This window comes from Cupriavidus malaysiensis (assembly GCF_001854325.1).
GTDB lineage: Bacteria > Pseudomonadota > Gammaproteobacteria > Burkholderiales > Burkholderiaceae > Cupriavidus > Cupriavidus malaysiensis.
The window spans coordinates 48,439-63,060 of record NZ_CP017754.1 but is presented as its reverse complement, the minus strand read 5'-3'; the positions used below and the strand labels follow the sequence as shown (position 1 = coordinate 63,060).

The following is a 14,622-nucleotide window of genomic DNA, read 5'->3' as shown; positions in this document are numbered from 1 at the left end:
GTGTCTCCTTATCGTGTCATGGCGCCGTGCCCCGGGGCGGCCGGCGCGGTGCGTGGCTCAGCGGCCCTGGATCAACGGCCCTTGAAAGCCGGCGGACGCTTCTCCAGGAAGGCCGCCACGCCCTCGCGGAAATCCTCGCTGCGGCTGGCGCGCGATTGCAGCGTGGCTTCCAGCTCGAGCTGGGCCGGCAGGTCGTTGTCCAGGCTTTCGTTGAGTGCCTGCTTGATCAGGCCGTAGGCGAAAGTGGGCGACTGGGCAAGCCTGCGCGCCAGCTTGCCGGCTTCCTCGTGCAGGGCGGCGTCCTCGTGCACCTGCCACACCAGGCCGATGCGGTGCGCCTCGTCGGCGCTGATCTTGTCGGCCAGGATGGCCAGGGCGCGCGCGCGCATCTCGCCGGCATAGCGCGGCAGGAAGTAGGTGCTGCCGGCATCCGGCACCAGGCCGATCTTGGAGAAGGCCTGCAGGAAGCTGGCGCCGCGCGCGGCCAGCACCACGTCGGCAGCCAGCGCCAGGCTCATGCCCGCGCCCGCGGCGACACCGTTGACGGCGCTCACCACCGGCTTGGCCATGCCGCGCAGCGCCAGGATGATCGGGTGGTAGCGCTCGCGCAGCAGCGTGCCCGAGTCGGCCAGCGCGCCGCCGCTGCCGGCGGCGCGGTCGGCGAGGTCGGCCCCGGCGCAGAAGCCGCGGCCGTTGCCGGTCAGCAGCACGGCACGCACTGCCTCATCGGCGGCGGCCTGCTCGACGGCCTCGCGCAGCGCGCGCATCAGGTCGGCGTTGAGGGCGTTGAGCACGTCGGGGCGGTTCAGCGTGATGGTGGCCACGCCGTCGGCGACGTGGTAGAGCACGGGGGAGGTCATGGGTCGGGGTCTCCTCTGGTAGCGGATGGTCTGTCGGATCGGTTCAGGCGCGCGGCGGCGGCTGGAGCGCGTCGGCGGAGGCGTCGCCCAGCTTGCTGCCGCCGTCGCAGTCGATGATGGTGCCGGTGATATAGCGGGAGTTGTCGCTGCACAGGAACAGCGCGGTGTCGGCGATATCGCTCTTGTCGCCGTAGTCGCGCAGCGCCAGGCGTGCCTTGTAGCGCTGTTCCATCTCGGCCGTGGGCGCCAGGCGGGCCATGCCCTCGGTGTCGGCGATCGGCCCGGGCGAGATGCCGTTGACGCGCACGCCGGCCGGGCCCCACTCCATCGCCAGGCACTTGACCATCATGTTGATGCCGGCCTTGGCCGCGCAGGCGTGGACCTGGAACATCATGGCGTTGTGTGCCTGGGGCGCGGTGATGGCGATCAGCGAGGCGCCCGGCTTGTTCAGGTGGGCGAAGCTGGCGCGGAACACATTGAAGGTGCCGATCAGGTCGATGTCGACCACGGTCTTGAAGCCGTTGGCCGACATGCCCAGTGCCGGCGCCAGGAAGTTGCCGGCGGCGCCGGAAACGACGATGTCGATCGCGCCCAGCTCGGCGCGGGTGCGCGCCAGCGCGGCCTCGACCGCATCGAAGTCGCGCACGTCGGCCGCCAGCCCCAGCGCGCTGCCGCCGGCCGCGCGGATGGTGCCGGCAGCCGCCTCGATGCGACCCGCGTCGCGGCTGATCAGCCCGACCCGGGCGCCCGCGCGCGCCAGCGCCTGAGCGATGCCGAGATTGATGCCGGACGAGCCGCCGGCGACGAACGCCGTCTTGCCGGCGAGCATCTGGTCCTTGAAAGCACTGGTCATACGATTCCCCTCCTCTGCCTGTCCTGGATGGATGGCATTGGACATGCAAACCGCGGGCGGCGATTCGTCGGATCCGACGAGGCAGGGGCAGGGGCAGGCGCAGGCGCGGCCGGGCGGCGCCGCGCGCGAGGAATCGGCATGCTTGTCTCCGTTTTTTCTGCTTGTCGTTGTCTTGTCGACGGCGCCGCGGGGGCGGGCCCGCCACATCGTAACCCGAAGCCCGGCTTCCATCATGGCTGCAGTGCACCATGCGCTGTTGCGGGCGGGGAAATGATCGGGCGCAAGCGGTGGGCGACCGGGCGCCAGCCAGGCTGGGGCGCGGGGCGGGAGGACAAAGGCCGCGCATGGCCGCAGAAAAGAAAAAGGCCCGCACCCATTGCGGTGTGCGGGCCGCCCCAGAGGGGCATGACTGCCATGAAGCGCGCCCCCGCAGCTACATGGCGATGCCATCATCGCCGATGGCGGCCGGGGCCGCCTTGACGCAGGTCAAGCGCTACGTATAACGGGGCGGCAGCGCCGGCCGGCGCTGCGCGCTCAGGCCAGCAGCGCGGCGACCAGGTCCTTGCCCTTGGCCGCCGGCAGCTCCTCGAAATGCAGCGCGCCTTCCACGTGGCCGAGGTGCTCGACCATCAGCGCCACGGCGCGCTCGGTATCGCCGGCGCGGGCGGCTTCGATGAACTCGCGGTGCTCTTCCGACGAGCAGGCGGCGTCGCGGCGCGACTGGTAGAGCATGGTGATGACCGCGCTGCGCGTCGACAGCTCGCGCAACATCTCGGTCAGCACGCCGTTGCCGACCACGTCGGCCAGCAGGATGTGGAAGTCACCCAGCAAGCGCGTGCGCAGCTGGGCATCGTTGCCCGCCAGCGCCTTCTTCTCGGCGGCGAGATGGCGGTCGATGCGCTTGTAGTCGGCGGCGCCCGCGCGCGCCACGAACTCGCGCGCCAGCGCCGCCTCCAGGATGCGGCGCACGGCGAAGACCTCGCGCGCCTCCTCGGCGCTCGGCTTGGCGACGAAGGCCCCCTTGTCCGGCACGATCTGGATCACCTTGTCCTTGGACAGCATCAGCAGCGCCGCGCGCACCTTGGTGCGGCTGACGCGGTAGACGCTGGCCAGGGCCTCCTCGCGCAGCTTGGTGCCGGGCGGCAGGCGGTGCGAGACGATCGCCGCGACGATGTCTTCGGCGATCGCTTCGGCGGTCATGTCGGGATCGATGTGCTCGGGCATGGCGATGCGCTGGCGCAGGGGCTGCGCGCGTTGGGGGAATGCCGAGATTCTAGCGCTAGCGCCCGCCCACGGTATCGGGCAGCGCCGGCGCGGGCCCGGCGGGCACCGGCGGCGACAGGCCTTCGTCGAGTTCGCCGGCGGGCACGCGGCCGTCGAGCACGGCATGGGCGCGCTCGCGGTCGATATCCTTCTCCCAGGCGGCCACCACCACGGTGGCCACGCAGTTGCCGACCAGGTTGCCGAGCGCGCGCGCGATGCCGATGAACCAGTCGACCGACAGCACCAGCACCAGTCCGATGGCGGGAATGGCGGGATGGGCCGACAGCGTGGCGGCGAGGATCACGATGGCCGAGCCGGGCACGCCGTGCGCGCCCTTGGAGGTGACCAGCGCCACGGCAAGGATGCCGAGCAGGTCGCCGAAGGCCAGCGGGGTGTTGGTGGCCTGCGCGATGAAGACCGCCGCCAGCGTCAGGTAAATCGAGAAGGCATCCAGGTTGAAGGAATAGCCGGTCGGTATCACCAGGCCCACCACCGACTTCTTGATGCCCATGAACTCCAGCTTCTTCATCACCTGCGGCAGCACGCTGTCGGAGGAGGCGGTGCCCAGCACCACCAGCAGCTCGGCGCGCAGGTAGCGGATCAGCTTGAGCACGGAGAAGCCGCACAGGCGCATCACGGTACCCAGCACCACCAGCACGAAGAGAGCCACCGCGCCATAGAACAGCATCACCAGGAAGCCAAGCTGCTTGAGCGAGCCGATGCCGTACTTGCCCACGGTGAAGGCCACCGCGCCGAGCACGCCGAGCGGCGCCAGCTTGATGATGAAGCCCATCATCTTGAACAGCGTGTGCGAGAAGGTGTCGATCAGCGCCACCAGCGGGCGGCCGCGCTCGCCCACCAGCGACAGCGCGCAGCCGAACAGCACCGAGACCAGCAGCACCTGCAGCACGTCACCGCTGGCGAAAGCGCCCATCACCGTGTTGGGAATCAGCTTGAGCAGGAAGTCGACCATGCCCGCGCTCTTGATCTTCTCGGCGTTCTCCACGTAGGCGGCCATGGCCGACGCATCGAGCGAGTGCGGGTTGACGTTCATGCCGGTGCCCGGCTCGAACAGGTAGGCCAGCGCCACGCCGAGCGCCAGCGCGATGGTGGTGACCACCTCGAAGTAGACCACGGCCTTGATGCCGACCCGGCCCACCTTCTTCAGCTCGCCGGCGCCGCAGATGCCGGCCACCACCACGCAGAACACGATGGGGCCGATCAGCATCTTGATCAGCTTGATGAAGGCGTCTCCGAGCGGCTTGAGCTTGGCGGCGAACTCGGGTGCGAGCAGGCCGAGCACGGCGCCGAGCGCCAGCGCGATCAGCACCTGGCCGAACAGGGAACGGGTGAAGCGGATGTGGAAAGGGACGCCCGGTCCTTTGCCGGGCAGGCCGGTACCAGGGCGCGAAAGGTTCGCGTGCTGCATGGTTGTCTCCATCCGGCCAGTCCACGGGGGCGGGTGCGCCACCTGGCTTGCCGTCTTTTCTGTCGGTGATGCCGGCCGTCGGGGCCGGTCGGGTGGCGCCGGGCCAGGCCCCGGTGCCGGAAGGCCCACCCCGCCGAGCGCCGCCCGGGTACGGGCGGAACCCGCGCAATACGCTCGCCGGACCGGATTGTCCGCGGCGGATTGTCGACGCGTGGAGGCCAATATAGTGCATATCATTTTTGTATGCAATTTTTGAATTCACTGTGCTACCATGGATCGCACAGAATAGAGAGCCAGGGCCCGCGCGCGACCGCCGCGGTGCCACCATCCGGCGCGCCGCGCGCGGTGCATTGCCGGGCGGCAAGGCCGGGCCCGGCACGGTGCTTGCGTCCGGCACGCCGTCGCTTTCACGCACTTCCAGCAGGAGACACGCATGGCAGCATCCCCTTCGCCGGCCGGCGAGACCGGCACGTGCATCATGGCCTGGGCCGACACCCTGGCCGCGCATACCGAGCAGCCCGGCATGCTCACCCGCACCTACCTGACCGAAGCCCACCACGGCGCCGCGGCCCAGCTCGCACGCTGGATGGAGGAAGCCGGCATGCAGGTGCGCCGCGATGCCGCGGGCAACGTGATCGGCCGCTACGAAGGACTGGAGCCCGGCGCCCCCGCGCTGCTGACCGGCTCGCACTTCGACACCGTGCGCGACGCCGGCCGCTATGACGGCAACCTCGGCGTGCTGCTGCCGATCGCCTGCGTGGGCGCCTGGCACCGCCAGGGCAAGCGCTTTCCCTTCGCTGTCGAAGTGGTCGGCTTCGCCGAGGAAGAGGGCGTGCGCTTCAAGGCCACGCTGCTGGGCAGCCGCGCCATCGCCGGCACCTTCGACAGCAAGGTGCTCGACAACCTGGACGACGAAGGCCGCAGCATGCGCGACGTGATGCGCGCCGCCGGCTTCGAGCCCGACCGGCTGCCGGCCGCCGCGCACCCGCGCGCCCAGGTGCTGGGCTTCATCGAGGTGCATATCGAACAGGGCCCGGTGCTGCTCAACGAAGGGCTGCCGCTGGGCGTGGTCACCGCCATCTCCGGCGCCAGCCGCTTCCTGGTGGACCTGGAAGGGCTGGCCGGCCACGCCGGCACGGTGCCGATGGACATGCGCCGCGACGCCGCCATGGCGGCCGCCGAGATCGGCCTCTACATCGAGCGCCGCTGCGGCGGCACGCCGGGCCTGGTCGGCACGGTCGGCCAGTTCAACGTGCCCAACGGCGCCACCAACGTGGTGCCGGGACGCGCCCAGTTCTCCATCGACATCCGCGCCGGCGACGATGCCGTGCGCCAGGCCGCCGTGGCCGATGTGCTGGCCGAGATCGAGCGCGTCTGCGCGCGGCGCCAGGTGCGCGCGCAGGTGCGCAAGACCCACGAGGCCGCCAGCGTGCCCTGCGCCCCGTGGCTGCAGCAGCAGTGGGCCGACGCCATCGCCCGCCAGGGCCTGCCGGTGCGCCACCTGCCGTCGGGTGCCGGCCACGATGCCATGGCCATCGCCGCCATCGCCGATGTCGCCATGCTGTTCGTGCGCTGCGGCAACGGCGGCATCAGCCACCATCCCACCGAGACCATGAGCGCCGACGATGCCGAACTGGCGGCCCGCGTCTTCTCGGACTTCGTCGAGCATTTCGCGCGGCCGCACTGAGCCGCACCAAACGCACCCGGCCGCCTTGCCGCGAAGTGTCCTACCATCCCCAGAACAGAACGAGCCAAATCATGACCGCCCGAGACAATATGAGTGCCAAAGACGCCACCCTGAGCCAGTTCATCGACCAGCACCGCCCGCAGCAGGAGGCCTTCCTGGCCGAACTGGTCAAGGTGCCCTCGGACAACCCGCCGGGCGACTGCGACGCCCACGGCAAGCGTGCCAAGGCACTGCTCGAAGGCCTGGGCTTCCGGGTCGAGGCGCACAAGGTGCCGGACGACAAGGTCAAGGCGGCCGGCATGATCAGCGCCACCAACCTGGTCGTGCGCAAGACCTTCGGCCAGGGCGGCCCCACCATCGCGATGAATGCCCACGGCGACGTGGTGCCGCCGGGCCTGGGCTGGACCAAGGACCCCTACGGCGGCGAGATCGCCGACAGCGAGCACGGCCCGGTGATGTACGGCCGTGGCGTGGCGGTGTCCAAGTCCGATTTCGCCACCTACACCTATGCGGTGCTGGCGCTGATGGAGGCCGAGAAACAGGGCGTCCCGCTCAACGGCACGGTCGAGCTGCAGTTCACCTATGACGAGGAGACCGGCGGCGACATCGGTCCCAAGTTCCTGCTCGACGAAGGCCTGACCAAGCCCGACTACGCCATCTCGGCCGGCTTTTCCTACGGCATCACCTCGGCCCACAACGGCTGCCTGCACGTCGAAGTGACGGTCAAGGGCAAGCAGGGCCACGCCGCCATGCCGCACACCGGCGTCGACGCCATCGAGGCCGCCACCCATATCCTGCAGGCCATCTACGGCCTGCGCGCCGAACTGGCCAAGCGCAAGTCCAAGGTGCCGGGCATCGACACCGCCACGCTCAACGTGGGCCTGATCAAGGGCGGCATCAACACCAACGTGGTGCCGGACCTGGTGACCTTCCGCATCGACCGCCGCATGATCCCCGAAGAGCTCGGCTTCGACGCGGAAGGCGAGATCCGCGCGGTGGTCGAGCAGGCCGCCAAGGACCGCCCGGGCATCGAGGTCAAGGTGGAGCGCATCATCCTGGCCGAACCGCTGTCCGAGCTGCCCGGCGTGGAAAAGCTGATCGGCGCGCTCAAGAGCCGCGCGGAAGCCGTGTTCGGCGTGGAGATCCCGGTGCAGGGCGTGCCGCTCTACACCGATGCCCGCCACTACACCGCACGCGGCATCCCCACCGTGCTGTACGGCGCCGGCCCGCGCACGCTGATGGAAGCGCGCGGCCACAACTCGGACGAGAACCTGCGCCTCAACGACCTGAACCGCGCCACCAAGGTGGTCGCGCTGGCGCTGTCGGACCTGCTGGGCTGAGCCCGCGGGGGCGCCGGCCCCCGCCTTGCCAAGGCCGCCGCAGCAGCGGCGGCCATCGAGACGCCCGCGCCAGCGGGCGTCCTGCTTTGCGCTGGCGATTCGTGCCGCAATACGCACGGCACTATCCTGACTATTCGTCGCATCGAATACACAAGGAAGCGACTACCCTTCAGCATCCATACCAAGAATGATCTGGGTGTGATTCCCGCCGCCATGGCCCGCATCGAACACCCCCGTGACTTGCCTAAAGTATCAGAGTACGAATATAGTATTCGTGCTCTGATACTATTCCGGTGCAACGCATTCCGGTGTGACTGCCGGATGCCCCTTCCCTTGCTCGCCAACAGGAGAACGTCCATGCCGCAACATTCTGTCCGCCTTGCCTACCAGGAGTTCGCCCAGGCCGCCCCCGCCGTCCATGCCGCACTCGCTGCCCTCGGCAAGGCGGTCGACGACTCCGGCCTGGACAAGGCCCTGACCGAGCTGGTCAAGCTGCGCGTGTCGCAGATCAACGGCTGCGCCTTCTGCCTGCAGTACCACCTCAATATCGTGCGCCAGCTCGGGCTGGACCTCGATCCGCGCAAGCTCGACCTGCTCGCCGCCTGGCGCGACGCCGGCCTCTACAGCGAACGCGAGCAGGCGGCGCTGGCCTGGGCCGAGGCACTCACGCGCGTGGCCGTGCACGAGGTGGACGACGCTGTCTACGCCCAGGCCAGCGCCGCCTTCGCGCCGGCCGAGCTCGCCCACCTGAGCGCGGCGGTGGCCAATATCAACGCCTGGAACCGCATCGCCGCGGGCTTCCGCTTCGCGCCGCCGCCGGCGGTGCGCGGGAGCGCCGCATGAACGCCGCCGCGCAACCGGTACGCGACCTGCCGGAAGCGGACGGGATCCGCTATGTCGACGACGAGGCCGGCGTGCGTGCCTGCTTCGCCCTGATGCAGCAACTGCGCCCGCACCTCGAATCGGCCGACGAGCTGGTGTCGCGCTGGCAGCGCCAGCGCGCGGCCGGCTACCGGCTGCTGGCCCTGTGGCAGGATGGCCGGCCGGTGGCGCTGGCGGGCTTCCGGCTGCAGGACAACCTGGTGCATGGGGTGCATTTCTATGTGGACGACCTGGTCACCGACGGGGCGCTGCGCAGCGGCGGGTACGGCGAGCGCATGATGGCCCGCCTCAAGCAGGAGGCCGCTGCGCTCGGCTGCGCCAAGCTCGTGCTGGATACGCCGCTCACCAATGTGCTGGGCCACCGCTTCTACTACCGCAACGGCCTGCTGGCCTCGGCGCTGCGCTTTTACACGGCGCTGGCATGAGCGCGCGGGCTGCTTCGCGGGAAGCGTCCCGCACCTTGCTGCACGTCGCGGCCAGCAGCCGCGGCGGAGCCTCGCACAGCCGCGCCGCCGGGCATCACGTGCTGGCGCGCCTGCAGCAGGCGCTGGGGCCGCTGCGCGTGCTCGACTGCGACCTCGGCGCCATGCCTCCACCGCATCCCGACGCGCGCATGGTCGAGGCCAGCCTGACGCCGGCGCAGGCGCGCAGCCCTGCGGCGGAGGCCGCGCTGGCCGCCTCCGAGCAATGGATCGGGCAGCTCGAAGCGGCCGACCTGGTGCTGTTGAGCACGCCTGTGCATAACTTCACGGTGCCGTCGGCGCTGAAGGCCTGGATCGACCACGTGGTGCGGCCTGGCCGCACCTTCCTCAGCACGCCGGCAGGCAAGGTCGGCCTGCTGGCCGACCGGCCGGTCCTGGTGGTGGCCGCCGCCGGCGGGGCCTTCGAGGCCGGGCCGGGAAGCCAGGTCGATTTCCTCTCGCCCTACCTGCGCGCCGTGTTCGGCTGCATGGGCTTGACGCAGGTGGAGGTGCTGCGGCTGGAGAACCTGCGGCGCGAGCCGGCCGCCATCGAGGCCGCCCGCGCCAGGCTCGACGACTGGAGCGCAGCAGTCGCCGCGCGGCTGGCGGCAGGTGCCGCCGGCCGGGATTGAGTCGGGGCCGCCTTCAGCCCGCGCCCGGCAAGCCGACGTTGCCGGCACCGAGCGGGCGCTGCATGAGCAGGGTGTCGATCCACTGCCCATGCTTGAAGCCCACGGCCTCCAGCCGGCCGATCACGCGGAAGCCCATCTTCTCGTGCAGCGCGATCGAGCCGGCGCCTTCGCCGCTGGCGGTACTGGCCACCACCGCCACCATCTGGCGCCAGGGGCCGCGCTCGCAGCGCACCAGCAGTTCCTGCAGCAGCGCCCGTCCGAGCCCCGCGCCGGCATGGCGGTGGTCGATGTAGATGGAGTCCTCGATGGTGAAGCGATAGCCGCTGCGTGTGCGATAGGCGGAAGCGTAGGCGTAGCCCAGCACCACGCCGTCGCGCTGCGCCACCAGGTAGGGCAGGCCCTGGCGGCCCACGTCGGCGAAACGGCGCTCCATCTCCGCCAGGGTCGGCACCTGTTCCTCGAAGGAGGCGCGCCCGAATTGCACGTGGTGGGCGTAGATGGCCAGGATGGCCGGGACATCGCCGGCTTCGGCGGTGCGGATGCTAGGAGCGGTGCTGGGCGCGGCGGAGGCCGGCGCGTGGACGGGCAGCGGGGCGTTCATGATCGGGTGGTGACGACGGCAGGATGGAGCCGGCGCGTGGCCGGCACGGCCCTGGCGCACCTGGCGGGCAGGAAGGCGGGGCCATGGTCCAACCTTAGCGCAGCGCCATGCTATAAGGGAAGCTTTGGCGGCTTATCCACTGCATTAGCAGAACTTTGGTATGCGTCCTCTGCTGCATCCCGATCACCTGCGCAGCTTCGCGCTGGTCTGCGAACTCGGCAGCTTTTCGGCCGCGGCCGACCGTCTCGGCCTGAGCCAGCCCGCGGTGAGCCAGCAAGTGCGCCAGCTCGAGCAGCGCTACGGCCTGCGGCTGCTGGAGCGGGTCGGCCGGCGCGCACGTCCCACCGCCGCGGGCGAAGAACTGCTGCGCCACGCACGGAGCGTGGCCGCGGCCCTGGCCGCCACCGAAGCCGGCATGGCCCGCCACGGCACCGAGGTGATCGGCCAGGTGCGGCTGGGGTCCGGCGCCACGGCCTGCATCTACCTACTGCCGGCAGTCCTGCGCGAACTGCGGCGGCGCCTGCCGGGACTGGAGATCGTGGTGCGCACCTGCCATGCGGCCGAGGCGGTGCGCGCGGTCGAGGACAACAGCCTGGACCTGGCCCTGGTCACGCTGCCGGCTTCCGGGCGCATGCTGGAAGTCATCCCGGTGGTCGACGATCCCTTTGTCGCGATCGGCCCGGCCGACGGCGAGCCGCTGCCGCCCGAGGTCTCGCCCGCCGACCTGGCCGGCCGCCCGCTGGTGCTGTTCTCGCCGAGCGGCAATACGCGCAGCCTGGTGGACGCCTGGCTGGCACGCGGTGGCGTGGCAGCCCATCCGGTCATGGAGCTGGACAGCGTGGAGGCGATCAAGGAGCTGGTGGGTGCCGGCCTGGGCTATTCGGTACTGCCCTCGATGGCGCTGCCGCCCGGCCGGCGCGGCGCGGCCATCGCCGTGCGCGGGCTGGCCCCCCCGCTGGGACGCACGCTGGCCGTGGTGCTGCGCCGTGACAAGCCGCTGCAGGCCGGGCTGCGCGCCACCGTGGAGGCACTGTCCGCACTGGCGCCGGCCTCCCGCCGCGATGCCTGAGCGCGGCCCCTGAGCTGCCGCCTGGAAGCGGCCGCCCCGAGGTGCACCACCCTGGTGCCCGGGACGCCGCTCTTGGTTATAGTGCCGGTATTCGCATCCGGAGAACCTGGCCATGATCACCATCTACCACAACCCGCGCTGCTCCAAGTCGCGTGAGACCCTAGCCCTGGTCGAGGCCGCGGCCACCCGCCTCGGCGAGCCGGTGGAAGTGGTCGAATACCTGAAGACCCCGCCCAGCCTGGCCACGCTCAAGCAACTCCACGCCATGCTGGGAGTGCCGGTCCGGCAGATGGTGCGCGACAACGAGGCCATCTACCAGGAACTCGACCTCGCCGATGCGGGGCTGACCGATGCCGAGGTGCTGGCCGCGGTCGCCGACCACCCGATCCTGTTGCAGCGCCCGCTGGTGGTACGCAAGGGCCGTGCCGCGATCGGCCGCCCGCCCGAGAACGTCGCGGCACTGCTGGACTGAACCCCGGCGGCGCACGCCATGCGCCGCCCCCTGCGGTCCACTTCCACTGCCCCTTCCACTGCCCCAGAAAGAGGCCGGCCCCCATTCTCATGGGGGCCGGCCCGGTCAGACAGACAGTCTGCTTCAGGCGGGTCGTCTAGCCGACACCCAGCCAGTGCATGGCCTCCTGACCGAAAGCGATGCCAGCGAACACGAACAGCAATACCAGCAGGGCGATGGTGGCGACATAGAGCGTGGCCTTGGCGGCTTCCGCATCGTCGTCCAGTGAGTGCATCAGGTGCGGCGCGGGGTGGCTCGGACGGCCCCGGTGCAGCCGTTCGGCAAGCTGCCGCCAGTGCAGATCGGGGTGGAAACGCATGATGGACACCTCCTCCGCCCGGGTCGCCCGCAGGCGTAGCCGCGGCACGCAACGGCCGGCAGTGGCACCCTGCCGCGCCCGGCCCGTCGCCTCTCCCTATCACTATAGGCGGCCATCCGCTCGCTCGCCCAGGGCGCACAAGGGCGGAGCGGGCGCTGGCCCACCCGGCGGCGGCTCACGCCGGGCCGCTATCGGCCGCCAGCGGAGTGGCACCGGCAGCGCCCGCGCCATCGGCCGCCGCGGCGGCCTGCCGTGTGCGCAGCGCGGCCAGCATATTGCAGAAGAGAGCGCCCTGTTCCAGCGCATCATCAAGCGCCACGTGGGTATGCGGCAACGGATCCTTCCACTCGGCGGGCAGGGCCGGCTTGACGGTACGGCGGTAGGGCAGCCCCGTCAGCGCGAAGCCGAGCGTCTTGATGTCGAGCGCGGCCCAGCCGAACGGCGAGCGGCCGGCGAAGCGCATCATGTACCAGAACATCCAGGTGAAGTCGAAGCCGGCCGGGAAGGCCACGAAGACCGGCTTGCCGGGCAGGCTCTCGACCCATTCGACGTAGCGCGGCAGTGCTTCCTCGGGCGCCTGCAGGTCGCGCCGGCAGGCCGCCCAGGCTTCCGGCTGCGTCTCCCACCAGCGCATCTGCACCGGATGGCCGCTGGCGCCCGGCAGCGTGTGCAGGTTGGCCGAGAAAGTCCCCACCACGGTCTTGTCGGCCAGCATGGCCGCCGAGGCGAAGGAGAGCATGGAGTGCGGCCCGGGGATCGGGCCGTCGGCCTCGATGTCGGTGCTGACGTAGATCTCGGGCCGCGTATCGGGAGCCTGGTGCTTGGCCATGGGGTATGCGCCTGGCCGCCGGGCTCAGGCGGCGTCGATCAGGTGGTCGGCGACGTAGGGGTTGTGCTTGCGCTCCTCGCCGAAGGTCGAGACCGGGCCGTGCCCGGGCACGAAGGTCACGTCGTCGCCCAGCGGCCACAGGCGCGTGCGGATCGCGCGGATCAGGTCGGCGTGGTTGCCGCGCGGGAAGTCGGTGCGGCCGATCGAGCCGGCGAACAGCACGTCACCGACGATCGCCAGCCGGTGCGGCCGCGAGAAGAACACCACGTGGCCCGGGGTATGTCCCGGGCAGTGATAGACCTCGAGCGTCTCATTGCCGAACTGGACCGTGTCGCCGTTCTCCAGCCAGCGCTCCGGCTCGAACACCTCGGCATGGCCGAAGCCGAAACGCCGCGTCTGCTCCGGCAATTGCTCGATCCAGAAACGCTCGTCGCGCTGCGGCCCCTCGATGGGAATCCCCAGTTCGCGCGACAGCGCGGCCGCGCCGGCGCAGTGGTCGACGTGGCCATGCGTCAGAAAGATCTTCTCGAGCGTCACACCCTGTTCCTTGACCGCGGCCAGGATGCGGTCGAGATCGCCGCCCGGGTCGCAGACCGCGGCACGGCCGCTGCTCTCGTCGATCAGCAGCGAGCAGTTTTGCTGGAAGGGCGTAACCGGGATCAGCAGGACTTTCATGGTGGACGTCTGGGGTGTCGGCGCCGCGCCGGACGCGCGGAAACTGTGGCCGCATTGTAGCCTCCGGCCCCGTTTCGCGCCGGATGCGGGCCGTCCGGGTGCCGTATGATGCATGTCAAGACAAAGGGGGATGATTCCCCGCAATCCCGCGCCAGCTGGTGGATTGCGCGGAATTGCCCTGGCGATCCGGACATTTCGTAACAAAATCGGTGCAGTAGCGGCATTCGCATGATGCTAGACTCCGCCCGATGCGCACGCTGCTCCGCTTCCCCTCCGACCTGCGACGCCTTGCCCGCTTCGGCGCGCACGGCGTCTGCGCGCTCGCGCTGAGCGCCTGCGCGCTGCCGCCTACCGCCGGCCCGGGCGATGCCGATTCGCCGCAGCCGCTGGCGGCGAAGCGCACGCCGGCTGCCAACCGTCCCGCGACGGCCAGGTCCGGCCTCTCCGCGCATGCCCAGGCCGGCGCCAGCGACGAGCGCGGCAGCGGCTGGAACCTGTTCTCCTGGGGCAACGACGACAGCGCTGCCAACGGCGGCAATGGCGGGGACGCCGGCCTCGGCCGCCAGGGCTCGCTCGACGGCCTGCGCGCGGACCTCGGCACTTTCGAGGAGCGCGGCTCTGCCTCCTGGTACGGGCGCGGCCTGCACGGCCGCCGCACCGCCACCGGCGAGCGTTTCGACATGCGCGCCATGACTGCCGCCCACCCCTCGCTACCGCTCGACAGCTGGGTGTTGGTGCGCAACCTGCGCAACGACAAGGTGGCCGTGCTGCGCATCAACGACCGCGGCCCCTATCATGGCAACCGCATCCTCGACGTCTCCTACGCGGCGGCCAAGCGCCTCGGCTTCGTCGACCACGGCGCCACCCAGGTGGAGATCCGCCGCCTGTCGCGCACCGAAGTGGCAGCGCTGGGCCCGCAGGCCGGCGTGGACAACAGCGTGGCGGACGAGGCCGGCGGCGATGCCGACGATGCCGATGCCGACACCACCACCAGGACCAAGCACTCGCGCGCCGCACGCAAGACCAGCAAGACGCGCAAGGCCGCGCCCAGGCACAAGGCCCGCTGAGCGCAGCAGGCGGGAGCTTGCCGGCCTGTGGATAACTTCCAGCGCTGCATCCCTTCCGGCCCCGGCCGGGCACATCCCCACGCCGTTGCCGTACGCGCGTGCGCCGCGACGCCGCCGGCACCGGTACGGCGGCCGCGCCCTATG

Annotated in this window: 16 protein-coding genes; 8 read left to right on the top strand and 8 right to left on the bottom strand. The window is 70.6% G+C overall.

What is annotated here, in order from left to right:
- Window positions 1–71: 71 nt before the first annotated feature.
- From BKK80_RS00340 to BKK80_RS00320, 4 genes are all read right to left on the bottom strand, one after another.
- Window positions 72–860, bottom strand: coding sequence for an enoyl-CoA hydratase-related protein (locus BKK80_RS00340; RefSeq protein ID WP_071068402.1), 789 nt, complete (start codon window positions 858–860; stop codon window positions 72–74).
- A gap of 43 nt (window positions 861–903) precedes the next feature.
- A complete protein-coding gene (locus tag BKK80_RS00335) occupies window positions 904–1,713 on the bottom strand; it encodes an SDR family oxidoreductase (protein ID WP_071010294.1) in 810 nt (269 codons plus the stop codon).
- Window positions 1,714–2,247: 534 nt separating this feature from the next.
- Window positions 2,248–2,937, bottom strand: coding sequence for a GntR family transcriptional regulator (locus BKK80_RS00325; RefSeq protein ID WP_071010292.1), 690 nt, complete (start codon window positions 2,935–2,937; stop codon window positions 2,248–2,250).
- Between the two features lie 55 nt (window positions 2,938–2,992).
- Window positions 2,993–4,405 (bottom strand): C4-dicarboxylate transporter DctA, encoded by a 1,413-nt coding sequence (locus BKK80_RS00320; protein WP_232346209.1) that lies wholly within the window; start codon window positions 4,403–4,405, stop codon window positions 2,993–2,995.
- Window positions 4,406–4,838: 433 nt separating this feature from the next.
- Here BKK80_RS00320 and BKK80_RS00315 point away from each other — a divergent pair, with 433 nt between their 5' ends.
- The 5 genes from BKK80_RS00315 (at window position 4,839) to BKK80_RS00295 (ending at window position 9,407) form a co-directional block, all read left to right on the top strand.
- Window positions 4,839–6,092 carry an allantoate amidohydrolase gene (locus tag BKK80_RS00315; protein WP_071068400.1) on the top strand — a complete coding sequence of 418 codons (1,254 nt, stop codon included), beginning with the start codon at window positions 4,839–4,841 and terminating at the stop codon, window positions 6,090–6,092.
- 71 nt (window positions 6,093–6,163) lie between these two features.
- Entirely contained in the window at window positions 6,164–7,432 is a 1,269-nt protein-coding gene (locus tag BKK80_RS00310) for a M20/M25/M40 family metallo-hydrolase (protein ID WP_071010288.1), read from the top strand.
- Between the two features lie 357 nt (window positions 7,433–7,789).
- Window positions 7,790–8,275, top strand: a complete 486-nt coding sequence (locus tag BKK80_RS00305) for a carboxymuconolactone decarboxylase family protein (RefSeq protein ID WP_071010285.1) — start codon at window positions 7,790–7,792, stop codon at window positions 8,273–8,275.
- Window positions 8,272–8,739, top strand: coding sequence for a GNAT family N-acetyltransferase (locus BKK80_RS00300; protein WP_071010283.1), 468 nt, complete (start codon window positions 8,272–8,274; stop codon window positions 8,737–8,739). Before BKK80_RS00305 ends, BKK80_RS00300 begins: the two co-directional genes overlap by 4 nt.
- The gene (locus tag BKK80_RS00295; protein ID WP_071068399.1) at window positions 8,736–9,407 is read left to right on the top strand and encodes an FMN-dependent NADH-azoreductase; all 672 of its coding nucleotides are present in this window, start codon (window positions 8,736–8,738) and stop codon (window positions 9,405–9,407) included. The genes BKK80_RS00300 and BKK80_RS00295 overlap by 4 nt, the downstream gene beginning before the upstream one ends.
- A gap of 13 nt (window positions 9,408–9,420) precedes the next feature.
- Here the strand turns inward: BKK80_RS00295 and BKK80_RS00290 are convergent, their stop codons facing one another.
- Window positions 9,421–10,008 (bottom strand): GNAT family N-acetyltransferase, encoded by a 588-nt coding sequence (locus BKK80_RS00290; RefSeq protein ID WP_071010279.1) that lies wholly within the window; start codon window positions 10,006–10,008, stop codon window positions 9,421–9,423.
- Window positions 10,009–10,168: 160 nt separating this feature from the next.
- On the opposite strand from BKK80_RS00290, the gene BKK80_RS00285 reads away from it, so the two are divergent.
- Both BKK80_RS00285 and arsC read left to right on the top strand, forming a co-directional pair.
- Entirely contained in the window at window positions 10,169–11,077 is a 909-nt protein-coding gene (locus BKK80_RS00285; RefSeq protein ID WP_071010278.1) for a LysR family transcriptional regulator, read from the top strand.
- Between the two features lie 112 nt (window positions 11,078–11,189).
- The gene (gene arsC / locus BKK80_RS00280) at window positions 11,190–11,549 is read left to right on the top strand and encodes an arsenate reductase (glutaredoxin) (protein ID WP_071010276.1); all 360 of its coding nucleotides are present in this window, start codon (window positions 11,190–11,192) and stop codon (window positions 11,547–11,549) included.
- A 136-nt stretch (window positions 11,550–11,685) separates the two neighbouring features.
- Here arsC and BKK80_RS00275 read toward each other — a convergent pair whose 3' ends face one another.
- The 3 genes from BKK80_RS00275 to BKK80_RS00265 form a co-directional block, all read right to left on the bottom strand.
- Window positions 11,686–11,907 carry a hypothetical protein gene (locus BKK80_RS00275; RefSeq protein ID WP_071010270.1) on the bottom strand — a complete coding sequence of 74 codons (222 nt, stop codon included), beginning with the start codon at window positions 11,905–11,907 and terminating at the stop codon, window positions 11,686–11,688.
- A gap of 175 nt (window positions 11,908–12,082) precedes the next feature.
- The gene (locus BKK80_RS00270) at window positions 12,083–12,736 is read right to left on the bottom strand and encodes a 3'-5' exonuclease family protein (protein ID WP_071010268.1); all 654 of its coding nucleotides are present in this window, start codon (window positions 12,734–12,736) and stop codon (window positions 12,083–12,085) included.
- Between the two features lie 24 nt (window positions 12,737–12,760).
- A complete protein-coding gene (locus tag BKK80_RS00265) occupies window positions 12,761–13,411 on the bottom strand; it encodes an MBL fold metallo-hydrolase (RefSeq protein ID WP_071010266.1) in 651 nt (216 codons plus the stop codon).
- Window positions 13,412–13,659: 248 nt separating this feature from the next.
- Between BKK80_RS00265 and BKK80_RS00260 the strand changes: the two genes are divergently transcribed.
- The gene (locus BKK80_RS00260; protein ID WP_071010265.1) at window positions 13,660–14,478 is read left to right on the top strand and encodes a septal ring lytic transglycosylase RlpA family protein; all 819 of its coding nucleotides are present in this window, start codon (window positions 13,660–13,662) and stop codon (window positions 14,476–14,478) included.
- Window positions 14,479–14,622: the final 144 nt, after the last annotated feature.